Annotated in this window: 24 protein-coding genes and 1 other annotated feature; all 24 genes read right to left on the minus strand. The window is 42.2% G+C overall.

The window, feature by feature from the left end:
* Window positions 1-17 precede the first annotated feature (17 nt).
* Window positions 18-1,343, minus strand: a complete 1,326-nt coding sequence (locus tag I6H78_RS01490) for a glycosyltransferase family 4 protein (RefSeq protein ID WP_198459713.1) — start codon at window positions 1,341-1,343, stop codon at window positions 18-20.
* A gap of 8 nt (window positions 1,344-1,351) precedes the next feature.
* Window positions 1,352-2,395 (minus strand): glycosyltransferase family 4 protein, encoded by a 1,044-nt coding sequence (locus I6H78_RS01495; protein ID WP_025171818.1) that lies wholly within the window; start codon window positions 2,393-2,395, stop codon window positions 1,352-1,354.
* A 113-nt stretch (window positions 2,396-2,508) separates the two neighbouring features.
* A complete protein-coding gene (locus I6H78_RS01500) occupies window positions 2,509-2,838 on the minus strand; it encodes a metal-sulfur cluster assembly factor (RefSeq protein ID WP_000331930.1) in 330 nt (109 codons plus the stop codon).
* A 14-nt stretch (window positions 2,839-2,852) separates the two neighbouring features.
* Window positions 2,853-3,962: an RNA polymerase sigma factor RpoD gene (rpoD, locus tag I6H78_RS01505; RefSeq protein ID WP_000201890.1), complete on the minus strand. Its 1,110-nt coding sequence runs from the start codon at window positions 3,960-3,962 to the stop codon at window positions 2,853-2,855.
* 2 nt (window positions 3,963-3,964) lie between these two features.
* A complete protein-coding gene (gene dnaG / locus I6H78_RS01510; RefSeq protein ID WP_232619938.1) occupies window positions 3,965-5,725 on the minus strand; it encodes a DNA primase in 1,761 nt (586 codons plus the stop codon).
* A gap of 196 nt (window positions 5,726-5,921) precedes the next feature.
* Entirely contained in the window at window positions 5,922-6,680 is a 759-nt protein-coding gene (locus tag I6H78_RS01515) for an ABC transporter ATP-binding protein (protein ID WP_198459715.1), read from the minus strand.
* Window positions 6,677-7,543 carry an ABC transporter permease gene (locus I6H78_RS01520; protein ID WP_198459716.1) on the minus strand — a complete coding sequence of 289 codons (867 nt, stop codon included), beginning with the start codon at window positions 7,541-7,543 and terminating at the stop codon, window positions 6,677-6,679. The genes I6H78_RS01515 and I6H78_RS01520 overlap by 4 nt, the downstream gene beginning before the upstream one ends.
* 65 nt (window positions 7,544-7,608) lie before the next feature.
* Window positions 7,609-8,604 (minus strand): tryptophan ABC transporter substrate-binding protein, encoded by a 996-nt coding sequence (gene trpX / locus I6H78_RS01525; protein WP_198459717.1) that lies wholly within the window; start codon window positions 8,602-8,604, stop codon window positions 7,609-7,611.
* 118 nt (window positions 8,605-8,722) lie between these two features.
* Window positions 8,723-8,938, minus strand: a binding site (T-box leader).
* A gap of 96 nt (window positions 8,939-9,034) precedes the next feature.
* A complete protein-coding gene (gene ppc / locus I6H78_RS01530; protein WP_198459718.1) occupies window positions 9,035-11,731 on the minus strand; it encodes a phosphoenolpyruvate carboxylase in 2,697 nt (898 codons plus the stop codon).
* A gap of 23 nt (window positions 11,732-11,754) precedes the next feature.
* The gene (gene ftsW / locus I6H78_RS01535; protein ID WP_198459719.1) at window positions 11,755-12,978 is read right to left on the minus strand and encodes a cell division peptidoglycan polymerase FtsW; all 1,224 of its coding nucleotides are present in this window, start codon (window positions 12,976-12,978) and stop codon (window positions 11,755-11,757) included.
* Window positions 12,979-13,165: 187 nt separating this feature from the next.
* Window positions 13,166-14,107, minus strand: coding sequence for a peptidylprolyl isomerase PrsA (gene prsA, locus I6H78_RS01540; RefSeq protein WP_000728082.1), 942 nt, complete (start codon window positions 14,105-14,107; stop codon window positions 13,166-13,168).
* A 67-nt stretch (window positions 14,108-14,174) separates the two neighbouring features.
* A complete protein-coding gene (locus I6H78_RS01545) occupies window positions 14,175-14,888 on the minus strand; it encodes an O-methyltransferase (RefSeq protein ID WP_198459720.1) in 714 nt (237 codons plus the stop codon).
* Window position 14,889: 1 nt separating this feature from the next.
* Window positions 14,890-16,692: an oligoendopeptidase F gene (gene pepF, locus I6H78_RS01550; RefSeq protein WP_198459721.1), complete on the minus strand. Its 1,803-nt coding sequence runs from the start codon at window positions 16,690-16,692 to the stop codon at window positions 14,890-14,892.
* Between the two features lie 75 nt (window positions 16,693-16,767).
* The gene (locus I6H78_RS01555) at window positions 16,768-17,667 is read right to left on the minus strand and encodes a competence protein CoiA (RefSeq protein ID WP_198459722.1); all 900 of its coding nucleotides are present in this window, start codon (window positions 17,665-17,667) and stop codon (window positions 16,768-16,770) included.
* A gap of 74 nt (window positions 17,668-17,741) precedes the next feature.
* Window positions 17,742-18,890, minus strand: coding sequence for a PDDEXK family nuclease (locus I6H78_RS01560; protein WP_198460214.1), 1,149 nt, complete (start codon window positions 18,888-18,890; stop codon window positions 17,742-17,744).
* Window positions 18,891-19,067: 177 nt separating this feature from the next.
* On the minus strand, window positions 19,068-19,928 hold the full coding sequence (gene tehB / locus I6H78_RS01565) for an SAM-dependent methyltransferase TehB (protein ID WP_198459723.1): 861 nt from the start codon (window positions 19,926-19,928) through the stop codon (window positions 19,068-19,070).
* Window positions 19,929-19,942: 14 nt separating this feature from the next.
* Entirely contained in the window at window positions 19,943-20,410 is a 468-nt protein-coding gene (smpB, locus tag I6H78_RS01570; protein ID WP_198459724.1) for an SsrA-binding protein SmpB, read from the minus strand.
* On the minus strand, window positions 20,373-22,727 hold the full coding sequence (rnr, locus tag I6H78_RS01575) for a ribonuclease R (protein WP_198459725.1): 2,355 nt from the start codon (window positions 22,725-22,727) through the stop codon (window positions 20,373-20,375). The genes smpB and rnr overlap by 38 nt, the downstream gene beginning before the upstream one ends.
* 93 nt (window positions 22,728-22,820) lie before the next feature.
* Window positions 22,821-23,054, minus strand: a complete 234-nt coding sequence (gene secG, locus I6H78_RS01580; RefSeq protein ID WP_000282517.1) for a preprotein translocase subunit SecG — start codon at window positions 23,052-23,054, stop codon at window positions 22,821-22,823.
* A gap of 39 nt (window positions 23,055-23,093) precedes the next feature.
* Window positions 23,094-23,243, minus strand: a complete 150-nt coding sequence (rpmG, locus tag I6H78_RS01585) for a 50S ribosomal protein L33 (RefSeq protein ID WP_007519517.1) — start codon at window positions 23,241-23,243, stop codon at window positions 23,094-23,096.
* Window positions 23,243-24,442 (minus strand): multidrug efflux MFS transporter, encoded by a 1,200-nt coding sequence (locus I6H78_RS01590; RefSeq protein WP_033584091.1) that lies wholly within the window; start codon window positions 24,440-24,442, stop codon window positions 23,243-23,245. The genes rpmG and I6H78_RS01590 overlap by 1 nt, the downstream gene beginning before the upstream one ends.
* Window positions 24,429-25,034 (minus strand): dephospho-CoA kinase, encoded by a 606-nt coding sequence (gene coaE / locus I6H78_RS01595; protein ID WP_198459726.1) that lies wholly within the window; start codon window positions 25,032-25,034, stop codon window positions 24,429-24,431. Before coaE ends, I6H78_RS01590 begins: the two co-directional genes overlap by 14 nt.
* Window positions 25,034-25,858, minus strand: a complete 825-nt coding sequence (gene mutM, locus I6H78_RS01600) for a DNA-formamidopyrimidine glycosylase (protein WP_198459727.1) — start codon at window positions 25,856-25,858, stop codon at window positions 25,034-25,036. Before mutM ends, coaE begins: the two co-directional genes overlap by 1 nt.
* Window positions 25,859-25,906: 48 nt before the next feature.
* Complete coding sequence (gene era, locus I6H78_RS01605) at window positions 25,907-26,806, minus strand: GTPase Era (protein WP_198459728.1); 900 nt, start codon at window positions 26,804-26,806, stop codon at window positions 25,907-25,909.
* Window positions 26,807-26,820: the final 14 nt, after the last annotated feature.

Below are 26,820 nucleotides of genomic sequence, written 5' to 3' on the forward strand. Positions count from 1 at the left end.
TTCTTCCTCTTATTCTATTATTTGAATTCGTCTCTCCAATAATCTCTGATGCTAGACAATTGTTTTCGAGACGCTCTTAAAATACGCTTGGATTCTTTTACTGGGCTTGTAATAGCCTGTTGAGGTAGATAGAGAATCGTTTTTAAGAAGCGTTGACTGACAGGTTGTCCATCATGTAACTCATGTTCAAAGTTATTTGAGATAATAGCATCAAGGTAAAACTCATGAACTCGTTTCCCAAAATTTTCAGCCGAAATCTCGTACAACTTATTCGCCAACTTTTGTTCAGACATATCAGGAGTAGCGATCAAGGCTTCAAGGATAGCTCCTGCAAGCTCTCGTTCCCCATAGTAGAGGGTCCCAAACATTTTATCATTGATCAGATTTTCAAGATAGGGGTTGCCATGAGCAATAACAGGTGTTCCACTGGCTAGACTTTCTAGATAGGTTAAGCCCTGAGTTTCACTCGTAGAGGCTGAAATAAAGAAATCAGCTGCCTTATAGTACAAGGCTGTTTCACTTGGAGCAATCATACCTGTAAAAATCACATGTTTTTGTATGTTTAATTTCCCTGCTTGTTCTTTCAGACTGTCCAGATAAGGTCCGTCTCCAGCAACAACCAACTTTACCTTGTCTTCTTCTTTCAAAACCTGCGCAAAGGCAGCTAAGACTGCTTGGATATTCTTCTCATAAGAAATACGCGAAAGACTCAGCAGCATTTTCTCACCTTCCTGAATACCTAACTTCGAACGAAGCTCTTGTAAGTTTTCCTCTTTGATCTCAGGTCGTTCAAACTTAGCCAACTCAATTCCAGTTGGGATGACACGCTTTTCAACCTTGACTTTGTATTTAGATAAAAGGTCACGAACAATTTCACTAGGGCAAATCACGCCATCTACATCATGAAGGAAGCCACGCACCAAATATTTCACCATACTCGGACGAATTAGCATGCCCTTAGCAATGTAATGCACATAGTCTTCATACTGAGTATGGTAGGTATGAATAACTGGAATTTTCAATTCTCTCGCAATCCAAATCCCTAACAAACCAAGCGAAAATTCTGTCTGGGTATGAATGATATCGAGTTGATACTGCTTGGCAATTTCAAGCGCCTTTGTAAAACCACGGTAGGCAAATCGTCGATCCTTAAATGCAAAGAAAGGGACACTCGGAATGCGAATAATTTGCCAATCCTCGTATCGGTTTACGTCTTTATCAGTTGTTGTAAAGATAAAAACTGCATGCCCCTGCTTTTCAAGCTCAGTTTTCAAAGTCCGAATACTAGTCGCGACCCCGGAAACCTGAGGGAAATAGGTATCTGTAAATAAACCAATTCGCATAAATTACCTCACTTTTTGCCCAAAGCGGCCTGTTCTCGATAAAATTTTAACCAGATTTCCAACAAATGCTCCTCAGAGTACTCTTTGGAGATCTCGCGAGCTTTTTCTTTCAAGTCTTTTAAGGCTTCAGGATCATTCTTGTATTCTAAGATTGCTTCTCTCATCTCGGAAACATCACTTGTAGCACGATAATTCCCATCAAGAATAACCTTATAGAGATCTAAATCCCTTAGCATAATCGGTGCTTCACAACTAGCTGCCTCTAAGATGGTCATAGGGAATAATTCATTATAACTTGGTAGCAAGAACAGATCCGCCATAGCGTAAAGTTCCCGCATCCGTTCTGGTGACACAATTCCAGGGAAAATAAGATTTTTTGGTGGATTGTCCATAATCTTCTTGTAGCGTTCATAACCATCTGTCATCCCACCAAATGAAAAACCACCTGCCCAGATAAATGTAATTTCTGGCAATTCTTCAGCAAGACGAATAAAATCATCAATTCCTTTACGTTTCTGAACCTGACCCGCACCGATTACGACAAACTGATCTTCCGCGAGATCCATTTCCTTCCGGAGTTGTGCAACTTGTTCAGCTGGTAATGGATGCCATTTTTCTTTGTTTACAAAATTTGGAATATAAGTTACTTTTTCACGCGGAATACCAGCAGCCACTAAATCCTCGATAAACATGGGATTGACCACCACCAAGTGTTCCATTCGATTGTAAAAAGAAAAAACATAGCGTTTGACAATTCCTTTTAGGAAAAATGGAATCTTCAAACTCCCCTCAAGCGTATCAGGCAAAAAATGCACATAGCCAATTTTTCTCCCAGAGCGTTTCTTTTGGAAAGTAGATAAATAATAGGGGAAATCAATGGTATGAAAGTGAGTTACATCCGCTTCTACAGGAAGATTCTCTGTAACAATCAACTGGTCTTTGGCATCACGGTGAAGGAGACTAACCAATTCTCGATAAGCTCCTGACACTCCTTGACCAGCTACTTTTTCACTTGAACTCAGCATATTAATACGCAATTTTTCGTTTTCCATACCTTCCATTATACCATTTTATTTCCAGAAAATCAGCAAAAGAAAGAAGAGACCAAAGGAAAAAGGATAAAATTACCTTATTTTCCAATCGTCTCTCTCATTTTTCTTAGTCTTTATTTAATTCCTAGGGCGATACGCGCGTATCGGCTCATTTTTTCAACCGTCCAAGCTGGATACCAGACCAATTTAACTTCGGTATTGGTTACCTCAGGCACATCTGTCATCGCATCATGTATCTGATCTGTCAAAAGGTCAGCCAGCGGGCAGCCCATAGTTGTCAAGGTCATATCAATTTCAGTGTGACCTGTCTCACCATCAAAACGAATTTCATAAATCAAACCTAGGTTGACAATATCAATCCCCAACTCAGGGTCGATGACTTCTTCCAAAGCATTTAAAATGCGTGTTTTGATCGTTTCAATTTGCTCTTCTGTATAAGCCATGTTCATCCTCACTCTTAATCTTCAATAAAATCACGAAGCGGTTTGCTGCGACTTGGTTGGCGCAATTTTCTCAAAGCCTTGGCCTCGATCTGACGGATACGCTCACGAGTCACGTTAAAGACTTTCCCAACATCTTCAAGAGTACGCATTTTCCCATCATCTAGTCCGAAACGCAAGCGCAAGACGTTTTCTTCACGGTCTGTAAGAGTATCCAAAACTTCATCCAACTGCTCACGCAAAACGATACGAGTTGTGTAGTCTACTGGATTTTCAATCACTTCGTCTTCGATAAAGTCTCCAAGATGGCTATCGTCCTCTTCACCAATTGGTGTTTCAAGCGATACAGGCTCTTGGGCGATTTTCAAGATTTCACGCACCTTGTCAGGTGTCATATCCATACGCTCAGCGATTTGTTCAGGTGTTGGATCTTGCCCCAATTCTTGAAGGAGATTCCGCTGTTCACGGACAAGCTTGTTAATGGTTTCAACCATGTGAACAGGGATACGAATAGTGCGGGCCTGGTCAGCGATGGCACGAGTGATTGCCTGACGAATCCACCAAGTTGCATAAGTTGAGAACTTAAATCCTTTAGAGTAGTCAAACTTATCCACTGCCTTCATCAAGCCCATGTTGCCTTCTTGGATCAAGTCAAGAAATTGCATACCACGCCCTACGTAGCGCTTAGCAATCGAAACCACCAAACGAAGGTTGGCTTCTGCAAGACGTTGTTTGGCTTCGATATCACCTGCTTCAACTGCTAATGCCAATTCTTTTTCCTCTTCATTGGTCAAGAGAGGAACGACCCCGATTTCCTTCAAATACATACGGACAGGGTCATTGACCTTGGCAGAAGTTGAGCCAATCAAGTCCTCATCACTGAGTTCTGGTTCTTCTTCTGCACTAAGAACACGCGCGCTTGGATTTCCTTCGTTATCTGTGATAGAAATTCCAGCATCCTGAATCCGTTGCAAAAGGTCTTCAATGCCGTCTGCATCAAGGGCAAACGGAATAACCAGACTTGAATTGATTTCGTCATCTGTTGCTGTTCCTGTTTTTTTGTGGTTACGGATAAAGTCTGCTACTTGCACATCAAATGTCGTTACTTCTTTTTGTTTTGTTGCCATTATTACTCCATTCTTCTCTTTTGGGAAATCAATCGTTGCAATTCTTCCAAGGCTGTGTCTGTATCTCCTACATGACTAGCTTCCTGCACTTTCTTTTTAATCCTTAAATTGTCCTTGCTGAGGAGGGCACGGTTTCGAGTCGCTTCGACTTCCGCTAGCTCTTGAGGCGACATCTCAACTGGCAAATCCAAGCTAAGCACGTGGTACCAAGCATTTTCAACCTCAGGCGTCTGATGAGAAAGCTCCTCTGAGCCGATTTCTCCCTGCTCACTTAATAATTCGTAAAGAATTTGAAATTCTGGGGTATCAAAGAAAAAATCTTCTCTTAATCGGTAGTCATTTAGAACAACTGGATTCTCAGCCATCCTATAGAGGAGATGCGCCTCTGCTCTCATGACTGCTGTCAGTTGCCGCGTTACAGGTAAACTAATCGCTGCTGTAGGTTGCTCCTCTTTGGATCTTTCCTGTCTTTGAACAATGCGACTTTCATTTACAATCTGCTCCACCTGCTGGTAATCAAAGGAAGGTAGGTTATCCGCCAGAATGTGGATATAAGAATTCTGGGCAGTGATAGACTTTTCTTTGGCGATTAGGGGCGCAATCTTTTCAATGAACTCGATTTGCGCCTGCAAGTTATCACTATTTTCTGGCTTGAGCTGGTGAATATAGAACTCTATAGGACTGATCCGAGTCTTGGTTAAAAGGTAAGCCAGGTCTTCAGCAGAATTCTTTTGTAGATACTCATCTGGGTCCATGGCATCAGGTACTCGAACAACCTCAACTGAGAAGTCTTTTAACTCCTCCAGAGCCTTGGCTGTTGCTGCCTGCCCTGCCTTGTCGCCATCATAGCTGAGAACTATCTTTTTGGTAAAACGTTCGAGATGATCAACATGCTCCTTGCTCAGAGCTGTCCCCATGGAAGCCACAGCATTTTCTATACCAGCACGGTAGGCCGCAATCACATCCATAAAGCCTTCCATCAGGTAGAGCTCTGTAATCTTACCTGTTCCCTTTTTTGCCTTGTCCAAATGATACAATTCGTAACTCTTGTTAAAAATTGCAGTCGAACGACTATTTTTATACTTAGCAGTCTGAGTATCCGTTTCTTGCCAAATACGACCTGAAAAGGCAATAACCTGCCCCTTGTCATTGGTCAATGGAAAGATGATCCGTCCGAAAAAGGTATCATAAAATTGATTACCATCTGACAGGTAAAACAGGCCAGAATCCAATAAATCCTTTTCCTCAAACTTGTCAGCCAAACGTTGATAGAGATAGGTTCTCTCTGCTGGAGCCAGTCCAATCTGGAAGTGCTTCAGAACATCATCTGTCAATCCGCGTTTGTAGAGATAAGCCCTTGCTTCTTCTCCCATCTTAGTCGTCATGAGGATGGCATGGTAAAAACGGGCAGCTTCTTCATGCATATCATATAGAGCTTGATGAGGGGAAGCTTGTTGGGGACGAGACTGAACAGGCATAGCTAGTTGAATACCGACACGCTCTCCTAAGAGCTGAACGGCTTCCATGAAAGACACGCCTTGGTATTCTTCGATAAACTTAAAGACATCTCCTGAACGCCCACATCCAAAACAGTGATAAAACTGCTTGTCTTCCACAACGTTGAAAGAGGGGGTCTTTTCACCATGAAAAGGACAGAGCCCTAAATAGTTCCGTCCAGCCTTCTGTAAAGAAATCACATCACCTATGACTTCCACAATGTTGGCATTGTTTTTGATTTCTTCAATGACTTGCTTGTCAACCATACACAATACCTCCATCTTATCATAGTTTCACGTAAACTAGTATAGCTTATTTCTGAAAAAAAGTAAACCATTTCATACGCTTTCCGTAATTCTCTTTGCCTTATTTTTCTAGATAGAAAGAGGAGATAAAAAACTCAGAAACACTTCCATGTTTCTAAGTTAATCTTCACTATTTTTTGATGAAATACAGGCCCATCTATTCAAATAATTGATAGTAGTCCGAGATCTTCATCTTAGCTTTTTCCTCTTTATTGAGGTCTTGGATGATACGCCCCTCCTTCATGACAAGCAGACGATTTCCATACTTCAGTGCATCTTCCATATGGTGGGTAATCATCAAGGCTGTTAGATGATCCTTGCTAACAAAGTCATCTGTTAATTCCATCAAGGCCACACTTGTTTTTGGGTCAAGGGCTGCTGTGTGTTCATCCAACAAGAGCAACTCTGGTCGCTTTATGGTAGCCATCAAGAGACTCAGTGCCTGACGCTGACCGCCTGAAAGAAACTCAATCGGAGTATCCAGATGCTTTTCAAGCCCATTTCCCACTTTTTCAATGGTAGCCTGAAACTCTTCCCTATGGTTTGAAAGTCTCCTAGGAAGGAGTCCTCTCTTCTCACCACGAAACTTGGCAATCAAGAGATTTTCCGCCACTGTCATACGGGGAGCCGTACCCATCTTAGGATCCTGAAAGACACGAGACAGGTACTTAGCCCGCTTTTCAGGTGAAAAATGCGTCACATCCTCCCCCATGATACGGATACTTCCGCTTGTTAGAGGTAAGGTACCTGCAATAGTGTTAAAAAGCGTTGACTTCCCTGCTCCATTTCCACCTAGGATGGTAATGAAATCATGTTCAAAAATTTCAAGAGAAACATCATTCAGAATGATCTTTTCCTCGTCAAAGCCATTCGTGATGACTTTGGTAGCATTTTTTAATTCTACAATTGCTGTCATTTGCTAAACTTGACTCCTTTCAGGTATTTGCTTTTGAAGGTTGGAATCATGAGGCAAACTGCCAAAATCAAGGCGCTGTATAAACGAAGATAACTTGTATTAAACCCAAGAGCAATCACTCCCCAAACGAGGAACTGATAAGCGATAGAGCCTACAACGATGGTCATGAGTCGCTCTGCCAAGGTCAAACTTTTAAACAAAACCTCACCAATAATCAAGCTAGCAAGCCCTACAACAATCACCCCGATTCCTCGTGAAACATCTGCGTATCCTTCTTGTTGAGCAATTAAGGCCCCTGCAAGGGCGATAATCCCATTTGAGAGAACCAAGCCCATGAGTTCCATACGTCCTGTATTGATACCAAAGCTACGAGCCATATCAGGATTGTCACCTGTAGCGATGTATGCCTGACCTAGTTTGGTATCTAGGAAAAAGAGCATAAGGCCAATAACAAGAGCAACAAAGATAAATCCAGTCAGGAGTTGGTTAAGGTCTGAATCAAAAGGTAAGACATCCTGGATTTGTTTAGTTCCAAGAAGCCCCAGATTGGCACGTCCCATGATCATGAGCATGATGGAATGGCAGGAAGTCATTACTAAAATTCCTGATAAGAGGGTTGGTATTTTTCCTTTGGTACATAAGAGACCTGTTGCCATTCCAGCTAGACAGCCTGCTCCTACCGCAGCCAATGTCGCTAAAAATGGATTGACTCCCTGCGTTATCAAGGTTACAGCTACTGCTCCCCCAAGAGGAAAAGAACCCTCAGTAGTCATATCTGGGAAATTCAAAATTCGAAAAGTCATAAAGATTCCCAAACCTAAAATCGCCCAGACCATCCCCTGAGAAATAATGGATACTATCATAATCTTTCACTCATTTCTTTCTTTAGTAAAAATGGGAGGAGATGTGCCCAGCTCCTCCTTTATCTTTATTCAATCACTTGTCCTGCTTCTTTTAGAACGGACTCAGGAATGGTGATACCAAGTTCCTGCGCTAGTTTTTTGTTAATCACTGACTTACCAGTTGAAAAGACATTAACTGGCGTATCAGCTGGTTTTTCACCTTTCAAAACTTTGGCAATCATCTTACCAGTAGCCACTCCAAGATCGTGTTGGTCAACTACTACAGATGCTAATCCACCTGCTTCTACCATGGCAGTGGCACTTGGGTAGATTGGCTTTTTAGCTGTTTGGTTGCTTGAAACAACTGTTGAGAATGCGGATGCGATGGTGTTGTCAATTGGAACCCAAATCGCATCAACCTTACTTGTCATGACATTAACTGTTGAAGCAATTTCATTGGTTGATGGAACGGCAAATGTTTCGACTGTCAAACCTGCTTTTTCAGCATAAGCCTTGAATTCTTCAACTTGTGATTTTGAGTTATCTTCACTGCTTGAGTAGAGAGCGCCGATTGTTTTGACATTTGGTGTCAAAGTTTTAATCAATTCCACTTGTTGTTCAGCAGGGTTATGGTCTGATACCCCTGTGATGTTGCCACCTGGTTTTTTCAAATCTTTAACCAAGTTAGCACCGATTGGGTCTGTAATAGCAGCCATGATAACAGGTAGGTCTTTTGTAGCACTAGCAAGTCCTTGAGCAGCTGGTGTCGCAATCCCAACAACAACGTCGTTTCCATTTGCTACCAATTGTTTACTCATGGTTGCAACCTTGCTCTGATCGCCTTCAGAGTTCATAAAGTCGATTTTTACTTGGTCGTCCTTATAGCCTTCTTCAGCTAATCCATCTTGAATCCCTTGGTAAATCAAGTCCAAGGATGGGTGACTAACAAATTGAAGGACACCAACCTTAGCAACCTTTTGCTCTTCCTTAGCTACCGGCTTGTTCATAGATGAATAAATCAAGCTGGCCACTACCAATACTGCTAATCCAGCGACAATTCCAATCAAACGTTTATTTTTCATTTTTCTTTCTCCTTAATTCTTTTACCTTAACTTGTTAAATCACATCATCAAGCGATGCCATCGTTTAAATTCCAATATCTTTCCTCCCCATAGAAAAAGTCCTCACACAAAAAACTTGTGTGAGGACGTCGATGCGCGGTGCCACCTCAATTATAGGAAATATTCCTATCGCTCTTTCTCGCAATAACGAGTTGCACTGTAAGGTGTGCTCACCGAATTTTTATGATTTCAAATTCTTAAGTACATTCAGCCCAATTTCATCAATTTCATCTATCTGCTTTCACCAACCACAGACTCTCTAAAAAACTTCAATGATTACTTTCTGAATGTTTAAATTATATCATTTTTCAACTACTTGTCAAGGCTATTTTTAGAATTTTTTAAACAATTCAAAAACTTCCCCTTTATAAAAGAGGAAGTTTGTAGAATATCAGCCTGAATTACGTAAACCAGTTGCAATTCCGTTAATAGTTGTATGGATCAGTTTTTCTTCGTCAGCTGACAATTCGCCGCGACGTTGACGTTTAATCAACTCCAACTGGATGTAGTTAAGGATATTAAAGTAAGGCATACGATAGTTTAGACTGTCTTTTAGGTAAGAGTTTTCTGCCAAGAGTTCATCATAACCTTCGATAGCTAAAATAACGTCCTTAGTCAACTGCCATTCATCTAAAATAGTGTAGTAGATAGCTTGTACTTCTTCGTCTTCACAGAGCTTGGCATATTCAAAAGCAATGTTCATATTAGACTTAGACAAGACCATGTCTACATTGGAAAGTAAAGATTGGAAGAAAGGCCAGTTTTGATACATATCTCGAAGAAACTCGATATTCTTCGGATCTTGATCAATAAATTCTTTAAAGCTTGATCCCACTCCGTACCAGCCAGGGAACATGACACGGCTTTGTGACCATGAGAAGACCCAAGGAATGGCACGTAAACCACCGATTTCAGTGATGGTCTTACGAGCTGCTGGACGCGAACCGATATTGAAGCTTGAAATAGCCTTGATTGGACTTGATTCAAAGAAATAGTCATAGAAATGTTCATTTCCAAAGACCAAATCACGATAGATATCGTAACTACGGTCTACTACTTGGTCCATAATAGCTTCGTAACGATTTGACGTATTGGTATCACTCTTCTTCTTGGTAATCATACGGTTAATGGCTGCAGAAACCAGCATTTCAAGGTTATAATAGGCAGCGTCTTTGTTACCGTATTTGTTTCCGATAACTTCTCCTTGCTCAGTCAGACGGATACGGTCCTTAATAGATTTAAGCGGTTGAGATGTAATGGCTTCATATGTTGGTCCACCACCACGACCCACAGTACCACCACGACCGTGGAAGAAAGTGACTTTAACGCCAAATTCATCCCCGATAGCAGTCAGTTGTTGTTGAGCCTTGTAGAGGGTCCAACATGATGATAAATAACCACCGTCTTTGTTACTATCAGAGTAACCAAGCATGATTTCTTGGTAGTTGTCTTTTGAAGCAATCCATTTTTTAGCCAAAGGAAGAGAGAAATATCTTCTCATAGTCTCTTCTGAGTGATCCAAGTCTTCGATTGTTTCAAAGAGGGGAACAATCTGAACGCGGGCTTTTTGAGCATCTACCAAGCCGACTTCCTTAAGCATAATGGCTAGTTCGAGCATATCAGATACACTTGTTGCGTGAGAAATGATGGTTTGACGGATGACGTTTTCACCTAGTTTGTCCTTCAACTTGCGCGCAGCTTTAAAGATAGATAGTTCTTTTTCAAGCAGTTCTGACTTTTCAGCATGAGTCGCTGAGAGGATACGAGGGTCTTCTTCCAACTCTTTTAAGAGGAGGGCGCATTTTTCGTCTTCAGACAGATCGCTATAGTGGTCGTTGATACCAGCAGATGCAAGCAATTCTGCTACACAGGCTTCATGAACACTAGAGTCTTGGCGCATATCAATAGAAGCAAGGTAGAAACCAAAAATTTCGACAGCTTGCATCAACTCGACAAATTCTCCTGAAATCAGGTATTCCCCTTTGTTCTCAAGGAGAGAGTCGCGAATGGCCAACAAATCTTGATAGAATTCATCTGCAGTGGCATATCTAGGTTGAAGATCCTTGTCTTCAATCAAATAAGCCTTGGTTGCCAGCATCTTAGCTTGGATATCAAAAAGGGCACGACGATAGAGTTCTTTTTCACGGTAAATCGAGTTATCTTGTGACTTCAGCGCCATCTCACGGACCTTGTCGCTGACATTCACGATGCTGGTTGACAGTGAAAATTCACGGTAAAGATTATAAATCTTTTCATCATAGTAGTTCATGATGACTTCGCACTGAGTCAAGGCTGATTTATTGAGGGTTTCCGCTGTTACGAAAGGATTTCCATCACGGTCTCCTCCGATCCACATCCCCATAGTAATTGGTTTTGGATGTTGGAGCTCAATAGCTTGTTCTTTGGCTAATTTTTTATACTCAGCCGTCAAACGGGGAACAGCATTCAGGAAAGAACTTTGGTAATACTCCATCACGTTGGTGATTTCGTTGGTTACTTTCAATTTCTTCTCTCGAATCATGTCCGTTTGCATGATAATTTCAATGTAACGACGGAGATCCGTGTGCCATTTTTCTTTATTAATCAAGCCGAGTTTGACATCACGGTACTTGCGCAAGAGAGTATGGATGTGGTTAGTCAAATCCAGCATACTCTTGCGCTGTACTTGCGTTGGATGGGCAGTCAGGACAGGAACGACATTTAACTTTTCTAAAATTTCGGCTGCATTTTCTTTTTCAGCTACCATCTTAATCGTTGTAGATAGTTTTCCTAGATAGTCTTGGTCCACATTGTTTTGGTGATTGATTTCATAGGCCAAATCCACATCCTCAGAGATATTAATCAAAAGTGGAAGGATAGAGAAATAGCGTGAAATGTAAATCATTTCTTCATTCGAAAGACTGGTCACTAGGTCATTGAGCCCTTGATAATCCTCGCTAGTTGATAATTCCTTCAACTGGATAATCTTTTCAAAGGTTTCTGGCGCCAGCATATTTTTTGTGATATCTTCTAATAGCTCAGTCAGAATCAAGACTTCTTCTTGGACAACTGCTTTATTACTATAGTTTTCTAATTTTTGAAGAGACATATACTTTCCTTTCCATTCAATCCTTACAGACTTTCATCGGTTTGATTCTCGTATTCTCTGATAAGTTTGGCACGTTTTTCGCTGGCATCAATGTTTAGTACAAGCGCGATGGCTACTGATAATACCAGGAGACTGTTCCCACCTTGTGAAAGGAAGGGGAAGGTTACCCCTGTAGAAGGAATCAATCCTGAAATCCCACCGATATTGACAAATACCTGAACAAGGATCATCCCTCCGACACCAATAGCAACCATGGAGTTAAAGGGATCCTTTGCTCGAATACCAACCAAGATGATTCGCAAAATCAAGAAGAAGAGTAAAGCCAAAATCATACTGGCTCCTACGAATCCAAACTCCTCGATAACAATCGAAAAGACGAAATCCGTATGGGCTTCTGGCAGATAACCACGCTTCTCGATAGAATTCCCTAGTCCCAGTCCGAACCAGCCACCATTAACCATGGCATAGTAGGAATTTGCGAGCTGGTGTCCTGCACCCGCCAAGTCATTAAAAGGATTAAAGAAGGCACTAAAACGTTTAGCAACGTAACCAAATACAGGAATTTTAGAGAACTTTTCAACCCCAACAAAGCGAATGACAGACAAGACTAACATTGAGCTCCCTGCCAAGAGAGCCAGAATGGTTGAGAACCAACGATAGGCGATTCCACTTACGGTATACATGATGAGCGCCACCAAGACCAAGATGGTCGCATTTCCCAAGTCTGGAAAAATTCCCAAGCTACCAATCAGAACTAGCAGAACAAAACGCCAGTCGTTAAAAGCTCGAGGTAGCCACTGATTCTGTGTCAAAACCTGGAAGTCATAAACCGCAATCTCATCTTGTTGTTTTGAAAATCGATGTGCCAGGTACCAGATAATGATAATCTTAAGGTACTCAGCAGGCTGAATCGTTACAGGTCCTACAGAGATCCATCCGTATGCTCCATTGACAGGTGTTCCGACCAGTCGCGCCAGAGCTAAAAGAACCATCTCCACAATCATTACGATAAAGATGAGACGTCCGTTTCTTAGGAAACCTAATTTTAATTTATAGATTAAGGCAATCAGAATCAAACTAGCTATCCAGAAGATCCCCTGGTTACGCACCAATTGAAAGGCGCTTTTCCCTTCTTCGATCAAGGTTGCACTCGTTGTCGAGTACACCACAATCAGCCCCAAAATCGATAAAAGGAAGTAAGGAATCAAAATGGAATAGTTTAGTAGGTGCCTTTTGCTAATTTTCATATTTCACCACTCTAATAGGAACAGACGCTTCTGTTCCCAATTCCGTTTTATTTTCTAGTTTTGATTGCTATTATACCACTTTTTCAGAAAGAAAAAAACTCTTATCCTTTAATCCTTCGAATTTTACTCATTTTATAGTATTAGGTATAAAAAAACAAATCTCAAAAGAGATTTGTTTTTTGCCTTCTTAGTTAGATGAAGAACTGCTACTTGAGCTTGAGTCACCACCACCGATGTATTGGGTGAAGATGTTTTGGAATGATTGGTCTTTAACCTTGATGTTTGCTGCTTGCAATTCTTTACCAATTACTCCTTGAACAAAGGCTGAATCATTTTGTTTTTGAGTCAAGATGATGGTCTTCAATTTTTCTTTGTAATCCTCTATATTAGAAGATTTTTCTGTTTTCTTCGTTACTTTGATGATGTAGAACTGACTGCTGTAGGCTTGTGTTCCAGTAGCTGTAATCACATCAGAAACCCCGTTCACATCCAAGGCAAAGGCTGCTTTCTTGACTTGTTCTGGAAGTTCTGTTGAAGCAGAATCAAAAGTGATTTCTCCACCATTTTCTTTTGTTTTGTCGTCGTTAGAGTTGTCTTTTGCCAACTGAGCAAAATCTGCACCTTCTGCTTTAGCTTTCTCAAGTACTTCTTTTGCCTTGTCTTCATTATCCAAACGGATGATTTGAGCTGTTACATCTGGTGTGTAAGACTCAAAAGCTTTTTGGTAGGCTTCGTCTGTCAACTCACTCTCAGCAGCCTTCTTAACTGCCAATTCAACCAATTTGCTAGTACGGATTTGAGCTTTACGAGTCTCAGGTGTCATACCTGCACGTTGAAGCACGCTGTTGTAGCTATCGCCGTATTTCTTTTGTTCTTCAGCAACGGCGTCATCCACATCTTTATCCGTTACCTCTGATCCATATTGTTGTTCAAATACTTTTTGGATGGTCATATTGAGCAAGACTTGTTGTGCAGTTGGATTGTTCTTTACTTCTTCAAAGAATTGATGTTCTGTAATCACATCGCCCTTCATGCTGATCAAATCTTTTCCTTCAGAACTGTTTGAACAAGCTGCAAGTGTTGCTACTGATAAAAGTGTGATGGCTCCTGCCATAAGTTTTTTCTTCATTTTTACTCCTTTTACGGTAAGTGTTACCTTATCTATTTTACTATAATTTCTTAAATTTTTCTGAAAATCATTCGCTCTCAGGAAGCACTACTTCTACTAGATTCTTTCGTAGCATAAGAATACCGTCTCCAAGTGGAACTAGAGTTGCTGTTAGACCTGGATTGTCCAACGTTGCGTCGAAAAGCCTTTGCAAACCACGGTAAATGGTACGTTGACCTCGGCGGACTTCCATGATGTCCTTGGCAACATCTCCTCCTTGGAAAATATCATCCAAGACGACTACTCCACCAACTTCCAAATGTTTAAGGATTTCAGGCAGAAAGACGATGTACTTTGACTTGGCCGAATCCATAAAGACAAAATCATATGTTTCTGTCAAAGTAGATAAAACATCAACAGCATCACCTTCAAGTAAGGTGATTTGCTTACGACTGTCAAACTGGGCAAAGTTTTCCTTGGCAAAGCCTATCATTTCTGGATTACGGTCAATGGTTGTAATCTTGGCATTTGGCGCATGTTCCGCCATCAGGAGGGCAGAAAAGCCAATTGCCGTTCCGATCTCTAGAATATTCTTGGGTTGTATGGTCTCCATGAGAAAACGGAAATAAGCAACTGTCTCATGAGGAATGATTGGAATGTTTTCCTTGCGAGCGAAGGTCTCCAATTCTTTCAAAGAACCTGTCACCTGCTTTTGACGCTGGCGCATGAGTTCTACGATTTCTTCCTTGACGACAGGCCGACGCATATTGTGATTGGCATTTTTACTATAAGACTCTACCATCTTAAGCTAGTCCCAATTTTTCAACAAGGGCTTCAAACTCGTTCAAGCGACGTTCAAAGACTGCAAAAGCGTCGTTAAGATAGTCTTCTTTTTCCATATCCACTCCCGCTTTTCTCATAACATTGAGTGGATAGTCAGACTTACCTGCCTTGAGGTAGTCGATATAGAGGTCACGATCTTCTTGACTTCCATGGACAATCTTCTCAGCCAAGGCTGAAGCAGCTGCAAAACCAGTTGAATATTGATAAACATAGTAGTTATAGTAGAAGTGTGGAATGCGTGCCCACTCATATTGGATCTGAGGATTATCTTCCTTGCTGAGTCCATAATACTCTTGGTTCAAGTCAGCGTAGAGTTTATTTAGGAAATCACTTGTCAAGACTTCTCCATTCTGGTCTGCTTGGTGGATGGCATGTTCAAACTCAGCGAATTGAGTTTGACGGAAGACTGTTCCACGGAAACCATCTAGGAAGTTATTGAGGATAGCAAAGCGTGTTGCGTCGTCTTCTACTTCTTCCAATAATTTCTCCGTCAAGATATTTTCATTAGTAGTTGAGGCAATCTCTGCCAAGAAGATAGAGTAATCTCCATAAACATAAGGCTGAGTTTCACGAGTATAGCTTGAATGCATACTGTGACCTGTTTCATGAACAAGAGTAAAAAGATTATCTAGATTATCCTGCCAGTTGAGAAGCATAAAGGCATTGGTATCATAAGAACCACCAGAGTAGGCACCAGAGCGCTTGCCTTGGTTTTCATAGACATCAATCCAACGCTCACTGAAGGCACGTTTGACACGGCTCAAGTAGTCGTCACCTAAAACTGCCAAAGCTTCTTCTGCCTTTTTCAAGGCTTCTTCGTAGGTAAAGCTGTATTCTACTGAAGATAGTGGTGTGTAGACATCGTACATCTTGAGGTCGGAAATACCCAAGATTTTAGAACGAAGGTTAAGGTATCGATGCAAGAGTGGCAAGTGCTTGCGAACTGCTGCTACTAGATTGTCATAGACACTTTCTGGAACAACATTTGCTGCGAGGGCTGCATGGCGAGCACTCTTATAGTTGCGAACTTTGGCACGGTAGTTTTGCACCTTAACATTTGTCTGCAAGGTCTTAGCATAAGTGTGTTGGAATTGCTCGTAAGTCGCATAGAGGGCTTCATAAGCACCACGGCGCACTTCACGGTTTTTAGACTCCATCAAACGGATGTAAGTACCGTGTGAGAGTTGCACTTCCTTGCCTTCGTCATCAAGCACGTATGGAAAGCTAATATCCGCATTGTCCAAAATAGCGAAGGTTTCACTAGCAGCGCCAAAGATTTCTCCTGCTCCAGCAAGCAATTCTTCCTCACGTTGCGAAAGAACATGGTCTTTCTTTTGCAAAAGCTTGTCAAAAAAGTGCTTGTAAACTCGGAGTTTTGGTTGAGCTTCTAGGAAGGCCGCATACTGCTCTTCGCTAATCTCCATAAACTCAGGTTCATAGAATGAAAAGGCTTGTTCTAACTGACTGTATAGGGTCATTGCCTTAGCATAGTACTCTTGATACTTGGCTTCACGCGTGTCCTGGTCATTTTTCATATGCGCATAGACATAAAGCTTTTCAACTTGGCGTTCCAAGTCGAGTGAGAATTCTGTGATCTCAAGCAAACTGTCTGCGCTGTCCAAGAGATGTCCCTCATACTGAGATGCTGTTTGTACTTTTTCAGTTAAATCTTTCAAGGCTTCTTCCCAAGCCTGGTCTGTTGGGTAGATTGTCGAAAGATCCCATGTATCTTTTTCATTTATTTCATGTCGTTGTAATACCATAAGATTCCTCCATCCTTTCTATTTTACCACATTTTTTGAGAAATATAAGTGATAAAAGGCTGGTGGATAGAGCTTTTAGCGATTATTTTTCGGATTTTTTTGATAGTAAGCCTGAAAATTTCTATAATAGCTAGTCAAATCCGTTTCAATCTGCAAAAAATCACCTGATTCTATCGGCTTGACTTGAGGATACCAGTCGTCTAGTTGACGGTTTAATAGATTGTCTCCTTGCTGATAGGCTGCCTCCTGTTTTTTCATCCAGTAAGGCGTTTGGTAGTACAACTGCTGGCGAATGTAGTGACAAATAGTGGAATCTTGCACAACTGCAAAACGAGGCAGTTTTTGTTTTTGATAAGGAAATCGTAGAATTTCCAAGAGATTTCCTTGGCCATAGGGGAATTCCTTGACCTGAAAATGAAGCTTGCCACGTAGATCCTGATGCAGAAGATATTTCAGTCTCAAAACTTGCTTTTTGAGATCTAGTTCCCAAGCATAGAAACCCATATTTTGACTATAATAGAGAAATCCCCTTTGCAATTGTGTTAATCGCTCTTTTAACCAGAGTTTTTCTCCCAGTAGCCAGATAACCTGATATCCTTGGCTACGGTATCCTTGGCTTCTATCACCTAAAAGCTTTTGAGACAAGGGGCTGCACTGAACCTCCAGAGCTAGTTTCTCATTGACAAGAACATCCGCTATCTGCTGGATCTCGGGAAGAGCGTACTCTAGGGCAACCTGACAGTCTTTCTTGGCCCAGTGATAAAGGGCCTCTTTGTTGCCCAAGTGTTCTGGACTTTCATTCTCGAATATAGCGATGCAATCTCTTAACCTTTCATGGGCAAAGTGCGTTCGAATGCTCTGTCCTTGGCGTAACCGTAGTCCGCCTCCACAGGCTGGACAAGTATAAGCTTGCTTGGTCACATCTTTTTCGAGGGCATTTACCAAATTCCCCTTGGCATCTCTGGCTACAAACATGGACTACCTCCTTTTCTCATTTATTCGAAAAAAAACTAAAAAAGACTGGAATTTCAGCCTTTCATATTACTTTTCTACCTTTTAAACCTCTTAGAGTATTTTTTCAACATGGGAATGAGATTGGGAATCTGCTCACTTCTAATGACCAGCACGCCGTATTCTTGGCAGCGATTGGCATAAGCTGGATTGATTTTTCCAGTACAAACAATCAACTTGAGGCAACTCTCCCCAGCAAAATGATTGGCGTAGACTTCTAGTTCGTTGATGGCTTCAACAGATAAATCTGTCATTTTGCAGGAGATAAAGGTAATCGACCGGCCCTTTCTCAGAATGACATCAATCTCATTTTGAACATTGTCTGCCTCTGGAAAGATACCATTCCAATCAATCTCACCACCTATCATGCACTCATCAAACAACTGAGATTCAAGCGCCAAGAGATAGAGATATACCTCTAAAATATGTCCCTTGTTGCGGCAAAAGACTTGAGCTTCTTGACTTGGAAAGCTGTAGGCTACTCGTTTCTTGTCTTCGCTTTCAATACAAAGCATCCCTGCTTCCACAAGTAAAGGGATGAGGGATTCTGGATAGTGATAATACTTGCCGTTGTTTTCCAGTATTTTTTTGGTCTCAGCATGCAGGTCATTGGTCTTAGCTAGAGAGAAAAATTGGGTCACTTGATACCAGTGGGCAGGATTGGCAATGGCAGAACTGGCTAGTTTTTTGATGGCTGCAATTTGCTGAGCTGAGTGGATAGGGCGTTTTGATTTGAGCATTTTTCCGCCACGCAAGGCGATCAGCTGTTGGATGCTTAGGGTTGGAATGTCTAGGTCTTCTTTTTCTAACTGACCAGCCACCCACTTGTATTGTTTTCCTCGCTCGACATCCATGGCAACGATGGAGAGGTGGCGATCCAAGCCGTATTGATAGAGAGATAAGGCTAGTAGCGAATCCCCACCAAAAACATCAAGAAGAACCTGGTCATAGCCTGCTAGACAATAATCTAACTGGTCTGCTAGTTGTTCTAAGGATAACTGACGAAAGGTCACTCGTTGAATATGAGGTACCTCTTCCATGATAAACTGACGGAGAGAGAGCTTCTCTTCATTGCTTATTTTCGTCAAAGATAGAAAAAGAATCTCGTCACAATCACTGATAAAGGCTTGGCAGACATTCTTTTCCAATACATGCCGATCATACAATTCCACCAAAAGACTCGTCATTCGACCACCTCCATCATAAAGACTTTCTTGCGCTGAGAGTATCGGCAATACAGCCCTACTCCTCAGATTTCCTACTTCTAGTATAGCATAAAATCCTGCTTGCCCCAATCAACCAACGCAAACAAAAACGAATAGAAACCTTGCAAAGTAGTTTCTATTCGCTGGTATAGGTTTGATTTACTTGATCTTTTTAGCTAACATGGTCGCAAAGCGTAGTTGAATACGATTGCCATTTTCATCACGACGGTGCAGATGTCCTGGGTTTTCATTATACTTGACCAATTCCCAATCCTTGTAGTAGTCCGCCAACTCCCCTTCTTTAAAGGTGAATGGGAAATTAACCGAGCAAGGATAATCCTCTGTATCCATGGCACAGACGATAAGATTGTAACCACCGACCGTGGTGTGCTCCTGCATATTTTGGATAATAGCTGGAATGCGGTCCGCTTGTAGGAACATCAGAACAACTGTCGATACGATGAAATCATAGTCTTGTCTAATGCTGGCTGAATTGATATCATAAAGTCCGACAGGCATGTCTAGATCCTCTTGCTCTACGATGCTTTGCAAGATTTCAAGGGACAATTCATTTTGATCAACAGCTGTCACATCAAAACCATTCTGTGCGAGAAAGAGAGAGTTACGGCCTTGACCACAACCCAAATCCAAGGCTCTTCCAGGTTTCACTGTCTGCATAGCCTCTAGGACCTCTGAATGGACTGGATTGGTCTGGTATTTCTTAGGGAAATAATCCTCAGGTTTACAATAAAATTCCAAGTACCATTCTACATCATCAGTGGCAGCCTCTACTCGGTGCCAAGCTTGCGGTTGTGCCATAGGATTGTCAGCTCCTGCCTCAAAGAGGTGCTCAGCTAGAACCTCACCATCTTCAGTCAGCTCAATAAACTTGAGAGCACCCTTCAAGACAGTAATTTTTCCCCAAGTGCCGACTTTAGTATTGTGCTTTTGCTGGACAGCTTCAGGCATGGTTTGTTTATTCCACAAGGGCATCCGTTTATAGGCAATTAATTTTTCCATTTTACTTCCTCTTCTTAACGCTGGTTGACAGCTTTCATCACACGCGCGATGTCGCGGTTTTGTTCACGACGCTTGATCGACTCCCGTTTGTCATAGTCATGTTTCCCTTTAGCAAGTCCTAAAAGAAGCTTGGCATAACCATCTTTGATATAGACTTTAAGGGGAACAAGGGTCATTCCTGTCCCTTTGGTCTCTTGTTCCAAATTTTGAATTTGCTTCTTATGGAGCAGGAGTTTACGACGGCGTTCTGGTTCCTGGTTCCAGATATTACCCTCTTCGTAAGGGGCAATATGAACATTGCTCAGCCAGACTTCCCCATTTTTTACTTGGGCAAAGCCATCCTTGAGATTGATTCGAGCAGCTCGAACGCTCTTGATTTCCGTTCCTGTCAGGACCATTCCTGCCTCTAGCGTATCTACGATTGTATAGTCGTGGTGCGCCTTTTTATTTTGTGCGACGACCTTTCCCTCGCCCTTTGCCATGCTTGGCTCCTTTCTTAGCTACTTCTTTGTAAAAAGGTTTCTTTCCCTTTTTCTTCTTGTCTTTTTGTGAATGCTTGTGCTTATCATTTGAGCGCCCTGATTTTCTCTTGTCTTCCTTCTTGTCTGAACGGCGATTTGAACCACGACCTCTGTCTTTGCGCCCAACTTGTTTCAAGCCTTTTTCGATGACATCAAACTCACTTGGAATATAAGAGAAATCAATCTCACCTGTCATCTTATCCGCTCTTTCTACACGAATACGAATTTGCTGTCCCACACGGAAAGTTATTCCTGATTTCTCTCCACGGAGTGTCAAGTCACGCTCGTTGAAATGATAAAATTCAGGCAAATTGGTAATGTGAATCAAGCCTTCAACTGTATTTGGCAATTCGACAAAGAGACCGAATTTGACAATGCTGGATACAACTGCGTCGTACTCTTCACCCACGTATTCTTCCATGTACTCAGCCTTTTTCATGGCTTCGACTTCACGCTCCGCCTCGATGGCACGACGCTCACGGTTGGAAGACTGGGTTGCAATCTCTGGAATCACTTGTTCAAAATGCTCTGCTATTTCCTTAGAACGGCCGTAATCCCGAATCATTCGATGGACTAGAAGGTCCGGATAACGGCGAATAGGGCTGGTAAAGTGAGTGTAATAATCAGCAGCAAGACCATAGTGACCGTGATTGTGTTCAGAATAGCGAGCCTGCTGCATGGAACGAAGAAGCATCATGGACAATACATCCGCATAGGGTTCTCCCTCAACAGCACGCATGATGTCTTGAAGGGCCTCCTGGCTAATCTCACTGGCAGTCCCATAAATCCGCAAACCAAAGCTTGAAGCATAATCAATAAACTTCTGAACTTTTTCAGCCTTGGGCTCCTCGTGAATCCGATAAATGAAAGGTAGGTCCAGCTTGCTAAAGTGCTCGGCAACCGTTTCATTAGCAATCAACATGAAGGACTCGATCATCCGCTCAGCAACACCACGCTGACGAAGAACGATATCCACAGGCTTACCTTTTTTATCCACCAAGATCTTAGCTTCACTGGTATCAAAATTGAGAGCTCCACGTTTCTCACGCATGCTTTCTAGCCTTTCATGGAGCTTGGCCATGAGTTCGATACTTGGAACAATTTTCTTAAACTCTTGTCTCTTTTCCTCATCGCCAGCTAGGATGTCATTGACAGCGCTATAGGTCATACGAAAACTAGTTTTGATAACTGTTTGTGTAATGGTGTAATTAACCACACGACCATGTTTATCAATCTCCAAAATAGCAGACTGGGTCAAGCGATCTACTTGAGGATTGAGAGAGCAGATACCATTTGACAGACGCTCTGGAAGCATTGGTACCACACGGTCTGTCACATAGACAGAAGTAGCGCGGTTAAGAGCTTCCTTGTCGAGGGCAGAACCCTCGGTCACATAGTAGGAAACATCTGCGATGTGAACTCCGAGTTCGATATTGCCATTTTTTAAAGACTTGATGTGTACTGCGTCGTCCAAGTCCTTGGCATCCGCACCGTCAATGGTAAAGGTGATTTCATCTCTCAGGTCCAGACGCCCTTCCATATCCTTTTGAGACGGAGCTTCTGGTACACTTTCTGCCTCCTTGAGAACAGCTTCTGGAAATTCTGAAACAATATCCATGGATTCCAAGACTTCAAGAACGTCAATCCCAGCATCAGTCGAGTGCCCCACCACGTCCAGCACACTAGCGACAAAGAAATCATGTTTCTTGCTTGGGTATTTATCGATAAAGACCTTAAGAACTTCAGTACCTTCCAACTTGATAGCTGGTTTCTTCACATAGATCGGTTGGCTGATTTTCTGATTTTTCGAACGGATGTAGCCCGCATACTTGGGCTTTTCCTGATCCAGAACGATTTGCCCGACAACTGTCGTCAGGCTATGCTCTAGGATATCGATAATTTTTGCTTCTGCAGCAGTTCCCTTGTTACGGTCAGCGACTTTCTTAATCACGACCTCAACGGTATCACCATCAATGGCATAGTTGACATCGTTTTTTCCTACAAAAAGATCGTCCTCTTCGCCTTCTAGACTGACAAAGCCAAAGCCATTCTTATGGGCATGAAAAATCCCTTTGAGGGTAATTTCATGTTTCTTCTTTTGGTCCAGACATAAACTACCATCATCTTCAAAACGAATCTGGTGCTTTCTTTCCATCAGGGACAGGGTTTTAATCAACTCACGGAAATCCTTGGACCCATCCTTTCCGAGAGCCTGAGCTAGATCATTTACCGTCACTCGCCCCTTCTCTTGCAAATATTCTTTAATTTTATCTTTCATGTTTTCTTTCTAGATTTTTATAATTTTTTTGACTGATAACTTTCTAAGTTTCATTAAAAATAAAATAGGCTAAGACCTAGTCTCGCCCATTTCTTATCTACTTGATAATACTGTCAATGCTAAGGCAATGGCTAGCCAGAAAAAGACTAAAATACCTGTCAAACGTTGCATCACAGCTTCAAAACCACGCGCTTTACTACGTTCAAACAAATCACCTGAACTGGCATCAAATACATTGCTGGATTGGTTCTTAGTTGGTTGCATGAAAATCGCAATCACAATCACAACAGATAATACTAATAAAATGGTTAATAATAGGTTATACATATCAAACTCCTTAAAATCCCTATTATTTTACCATAAATTCTACTTAGATTCAAGATGTAAAGTTACTTTTCTTTCCTTTGGACAATATTTTAACACCTCAATCTTGTCTGGATGGGTTTTGGAGTTCTTACTGGTTAGATAATTCATGCTGCCACAAGAGGAGCATTTGAGATTGATTTTTACTCGCACTAGATTTCCTTTACTTTTAATAATGATCTAAATTGCACTAAGTTACATAAACAACTGAAAGCCACACAGGCTGCTGTCGCATAAAAGACAGCATGGTAGCCCAAATATCCTGCAACTGCGGATCCCGCCATAGGTCCAATCACTCCACCAAGGTAAAAAAAGACTTGATTGAAGGCGAAAATCCGTGAAATACCTGATTTTGGAGTCATTTTGCTAAGAAGGGCATTAACTCCCGGTATGAGAGCGCCCGTTCCCAAACCAAAGAGAAAACGATACAAGCCAAGTTGAAGGGGGCTGGTTGCATGGGCACAAAGAAGGTAAATGATGACGGAATAAATCTGCGCCGCGACCAACAATCTATGATTCCCTACCTTATCGCCAAGTTTTCCTAGAATTCCAGCACTCATCATACTAGAAAATCCCATGCTGGATACAATCAATCCTGATACAAAGAGGAGATTCTCAGTCTGCCCTAAGTCCCGCACATAGAGAGCTAGAATGGGGCCAATTGATTGAGCTGAAAATTGAATGACAAAGCTCGTCAAAAATAGATTCACTAAAAGCCTAGGATACTTGAAAGAAGAAAATACTTCTTTCGTTGGGATAGCCTTCTCCTTAGCCACTGGCTGAAAATCTTCCTTGATAAAGAAAATGGTTAGGATTGCAGCTAAAAATAGGAAAGCGCCTACCAATAAAAAGACATTGCGAATGCCAAAAATTTCAGCAATAAAGCCTCCAACAAAGGGGCCCGTCAGTGTTCCCGCAACTACACCTGTAGATAGAGTCCCCAGAGCCGCTCCAGACTTATCTTTAGGTACCTGACTAGCAATCAAGGCTGTTGCATTGGGGACAAAACCAGTAAATACACCATTGAGCAAGCGCAAAAAGAGTAGCCAATAGATATTTGGCACGAAGGCCAACCCTCCCATAGTGATGGTCATGGCAAGCCCAGCTCGAATCATCATGGGCTTTCGACCGTACTTGTCAGCAAGAATACCCCAGATGGGAGAAACTAGAGCTGCTGAAACAGCGGAAACTGAGATGGCTAATCCAGCATAAAAAGCAACTTGGTCCCCTTCAATTCCCAACTGTTCTACAAAGATAGGCATGAAAGGAACGACTAAGGAAATGCTGGCGCCCGTTAGAAAACTGCCAAACCAGGCGACACGAAGATTCTCTTTCCAACTAATCTCTTGCACAGCTATCGCCTCCTTCAAGTAACTTCACTACTTGAGCCACAAGCTGATCACGACTGCCATTATTATCTAGTATATGACTCGCTAATTTTTTCTTTTCTTCTAAAGACCACTGGGCGGTCAAACGAGACTCTGCTACCTCCTTAGAAAGATGATCCCGTTTCATGAAACGTTCCACCTGAACATCTCGGTCCACATAGACCAGCCATGTCTCATCAAACCAGGCACTGTAGTCCTGTTCAAAAAGTAGGGGAATATCCATGAAAAAAATCGTTTCTGTCTGAGCTAACTGGTCTCTCAGTGCAGCCAATTTCTCACGAATAATCTCTCCTTGGGTTTGTTTAGACCATTCCTGCTCCTCAGGATTTGAAAAGATGAGACTAGCTAGGAGAGGGCGATTGAGTTCTCCATTTTCGAGGATGATTTCCTGCCCAAAGTGCTGAACTAAGAGCTGATAAAGACGACCCCCGGGTTTTTGTAGATCATGGACGACTGCGTCAGCATCGACCACTTGGAAGCCTTTTTGTCTTAGAAAATTTGTCACAGTTGACTTACCAGAAGCAATTCCTCCTGTGATTCCGATGATTTTTCCCATCAGCCCCTCCTTTGACACTGAGGACAAAAATGAGTTCCTCGTCCACCGAGCTGGAATTTCTCAATCACTGTCCCACAGCGGGAACATGCTTGTCCAGTCTTATCATAGACCTGATGGAAGTTCTGCATGGTTCCGTCTTCCCCAAAGGCATTGGTATAGGTCCGAATAGTCGAGCCACCCTTTTCAACTGCCTGTCCCAAAACAGCAATGGTCTGGTCATGAATAGCTGACGCTTCTTCTGCCGTCAAAGTCTGGGAAGGTCTAGCTGGATGGACCTGAGCTCGCCAGAGGACCTCATCCACATAGATATTGCCAAGGCCAGCTACCAAGGTTTGGTCTAGGAGATGGGATTTGATAGGCTTTTTAGACTTGGCTAGGGCAGCTTGAAAGACCTGCAAATCAAAGTCCTGCTCTCTTGGCTCAGGCCCTAGTTTTTTGGAAACAAAGTAGGCATCCAAAAGATCTGGCGCCAAGAGTTCCATGGTACCAAACTTGCGTACATCCTCATATACAAGAGTGCCACCATCTTCAAACAGAATGAAAACATGGGCATGCTTGCGTTCAGAAACCTGATCTGGATAATAAAAATACTTGCCCTCCATCCGCAGATGAGAAATCAATACCTTGTCTGTCAGATAGAAAAGTAAATATTTGCCACGACGCCCCATGGACTCAATTACTTGACCAGGCACTTCCTTTCGAAATTGGTCCAAATCCGTTTTAATCATCTTGGGATAACGAATCTCTACACTCGAAATCTTCTTTCCCAAGATCAATTTTTCTAAGCCACGACGAACCGTTTCAACCTCAGGTAGTTCAGGCATAAGTCCTCCTTCTGTAAAAACAAGAAGCAGGCATGAGCCCACCTCTACTTAATATTCTTTTTCATTATAGCCAAAGTCAGCCAAATCTAGCTTTTTATCACGCCAGTTTTTCTTGACCTTGACCCAAGTTTCTAGAAAGACCTTGTCTCCTAGCATGAGTTCGATATCACGACGGGCCAGGCTACCAATTTTTTTGAGCATGGCGCCACCTTTTCCGATGATAATCCCTTTTTGGCTATCTCGCTCCACCATGATGGTTGCACGGATGTGAACCTTGTCTGTCTCTTCATCCCGTTTCATAGAGTCAACCACTACGGCAACTGAGTGTGGAATCTCTTCACGTGTCAAATGAAGAACCTTCTCACGAATCATTTCTGAAACCAAGAAACGCTCAGGATGATCTGTGATTTGATCAGCTGGGAAATACTGGAAACCTTCCTCTAGATTTTCACTCAAAATATCGATTAGTCGAGAAACGTTATTTCCCTGAAGGGCTGAGATAGGAACAATTTCCTTAAAGTCCATCTGGTTGCGGAAGTCATCAATCTGAGACAAAAGCTGGTCTGGATGAACCTTGTCAATCTTATTCACCACCAGAATCACAGGAACCTTGGCAGCTTTCAGACGCTCGATAATCATGTCGTCGCCCTTACCACGCGCTTCGTCAGCTGGCACCATGAATAGAACAGTATCCACCTCACGCAGGGTACTGTAGGCAGATTCCACCATAAAATCCCCAAGAGCTGTTTTGGGCTTGTGAATTCCTGGTGTGTCGATAAAGACGATTTGCTCCTTATCTGTGGTGTAAATCCCCATGATTTTATTGCGCGTTGTCTGCGCCTTGTCACTCATAATGGCAATCTTTTGCCCCATGACGTGATTTAAAAAGGTTGACTTCCCAACATTGGGACGCCCTAAAATGGCTACAAAGCCTGATTTAAATGTCATAATTTCCTCTTATT

The organism is Streptococcus oralis (genome assembly GCF_016127915.1).
GTDB lineage: Bacteria > Bacillota > Bacilli > Lactobacillales > Streptococcaceae > Streptococcus > Streptococcus oralis_BO.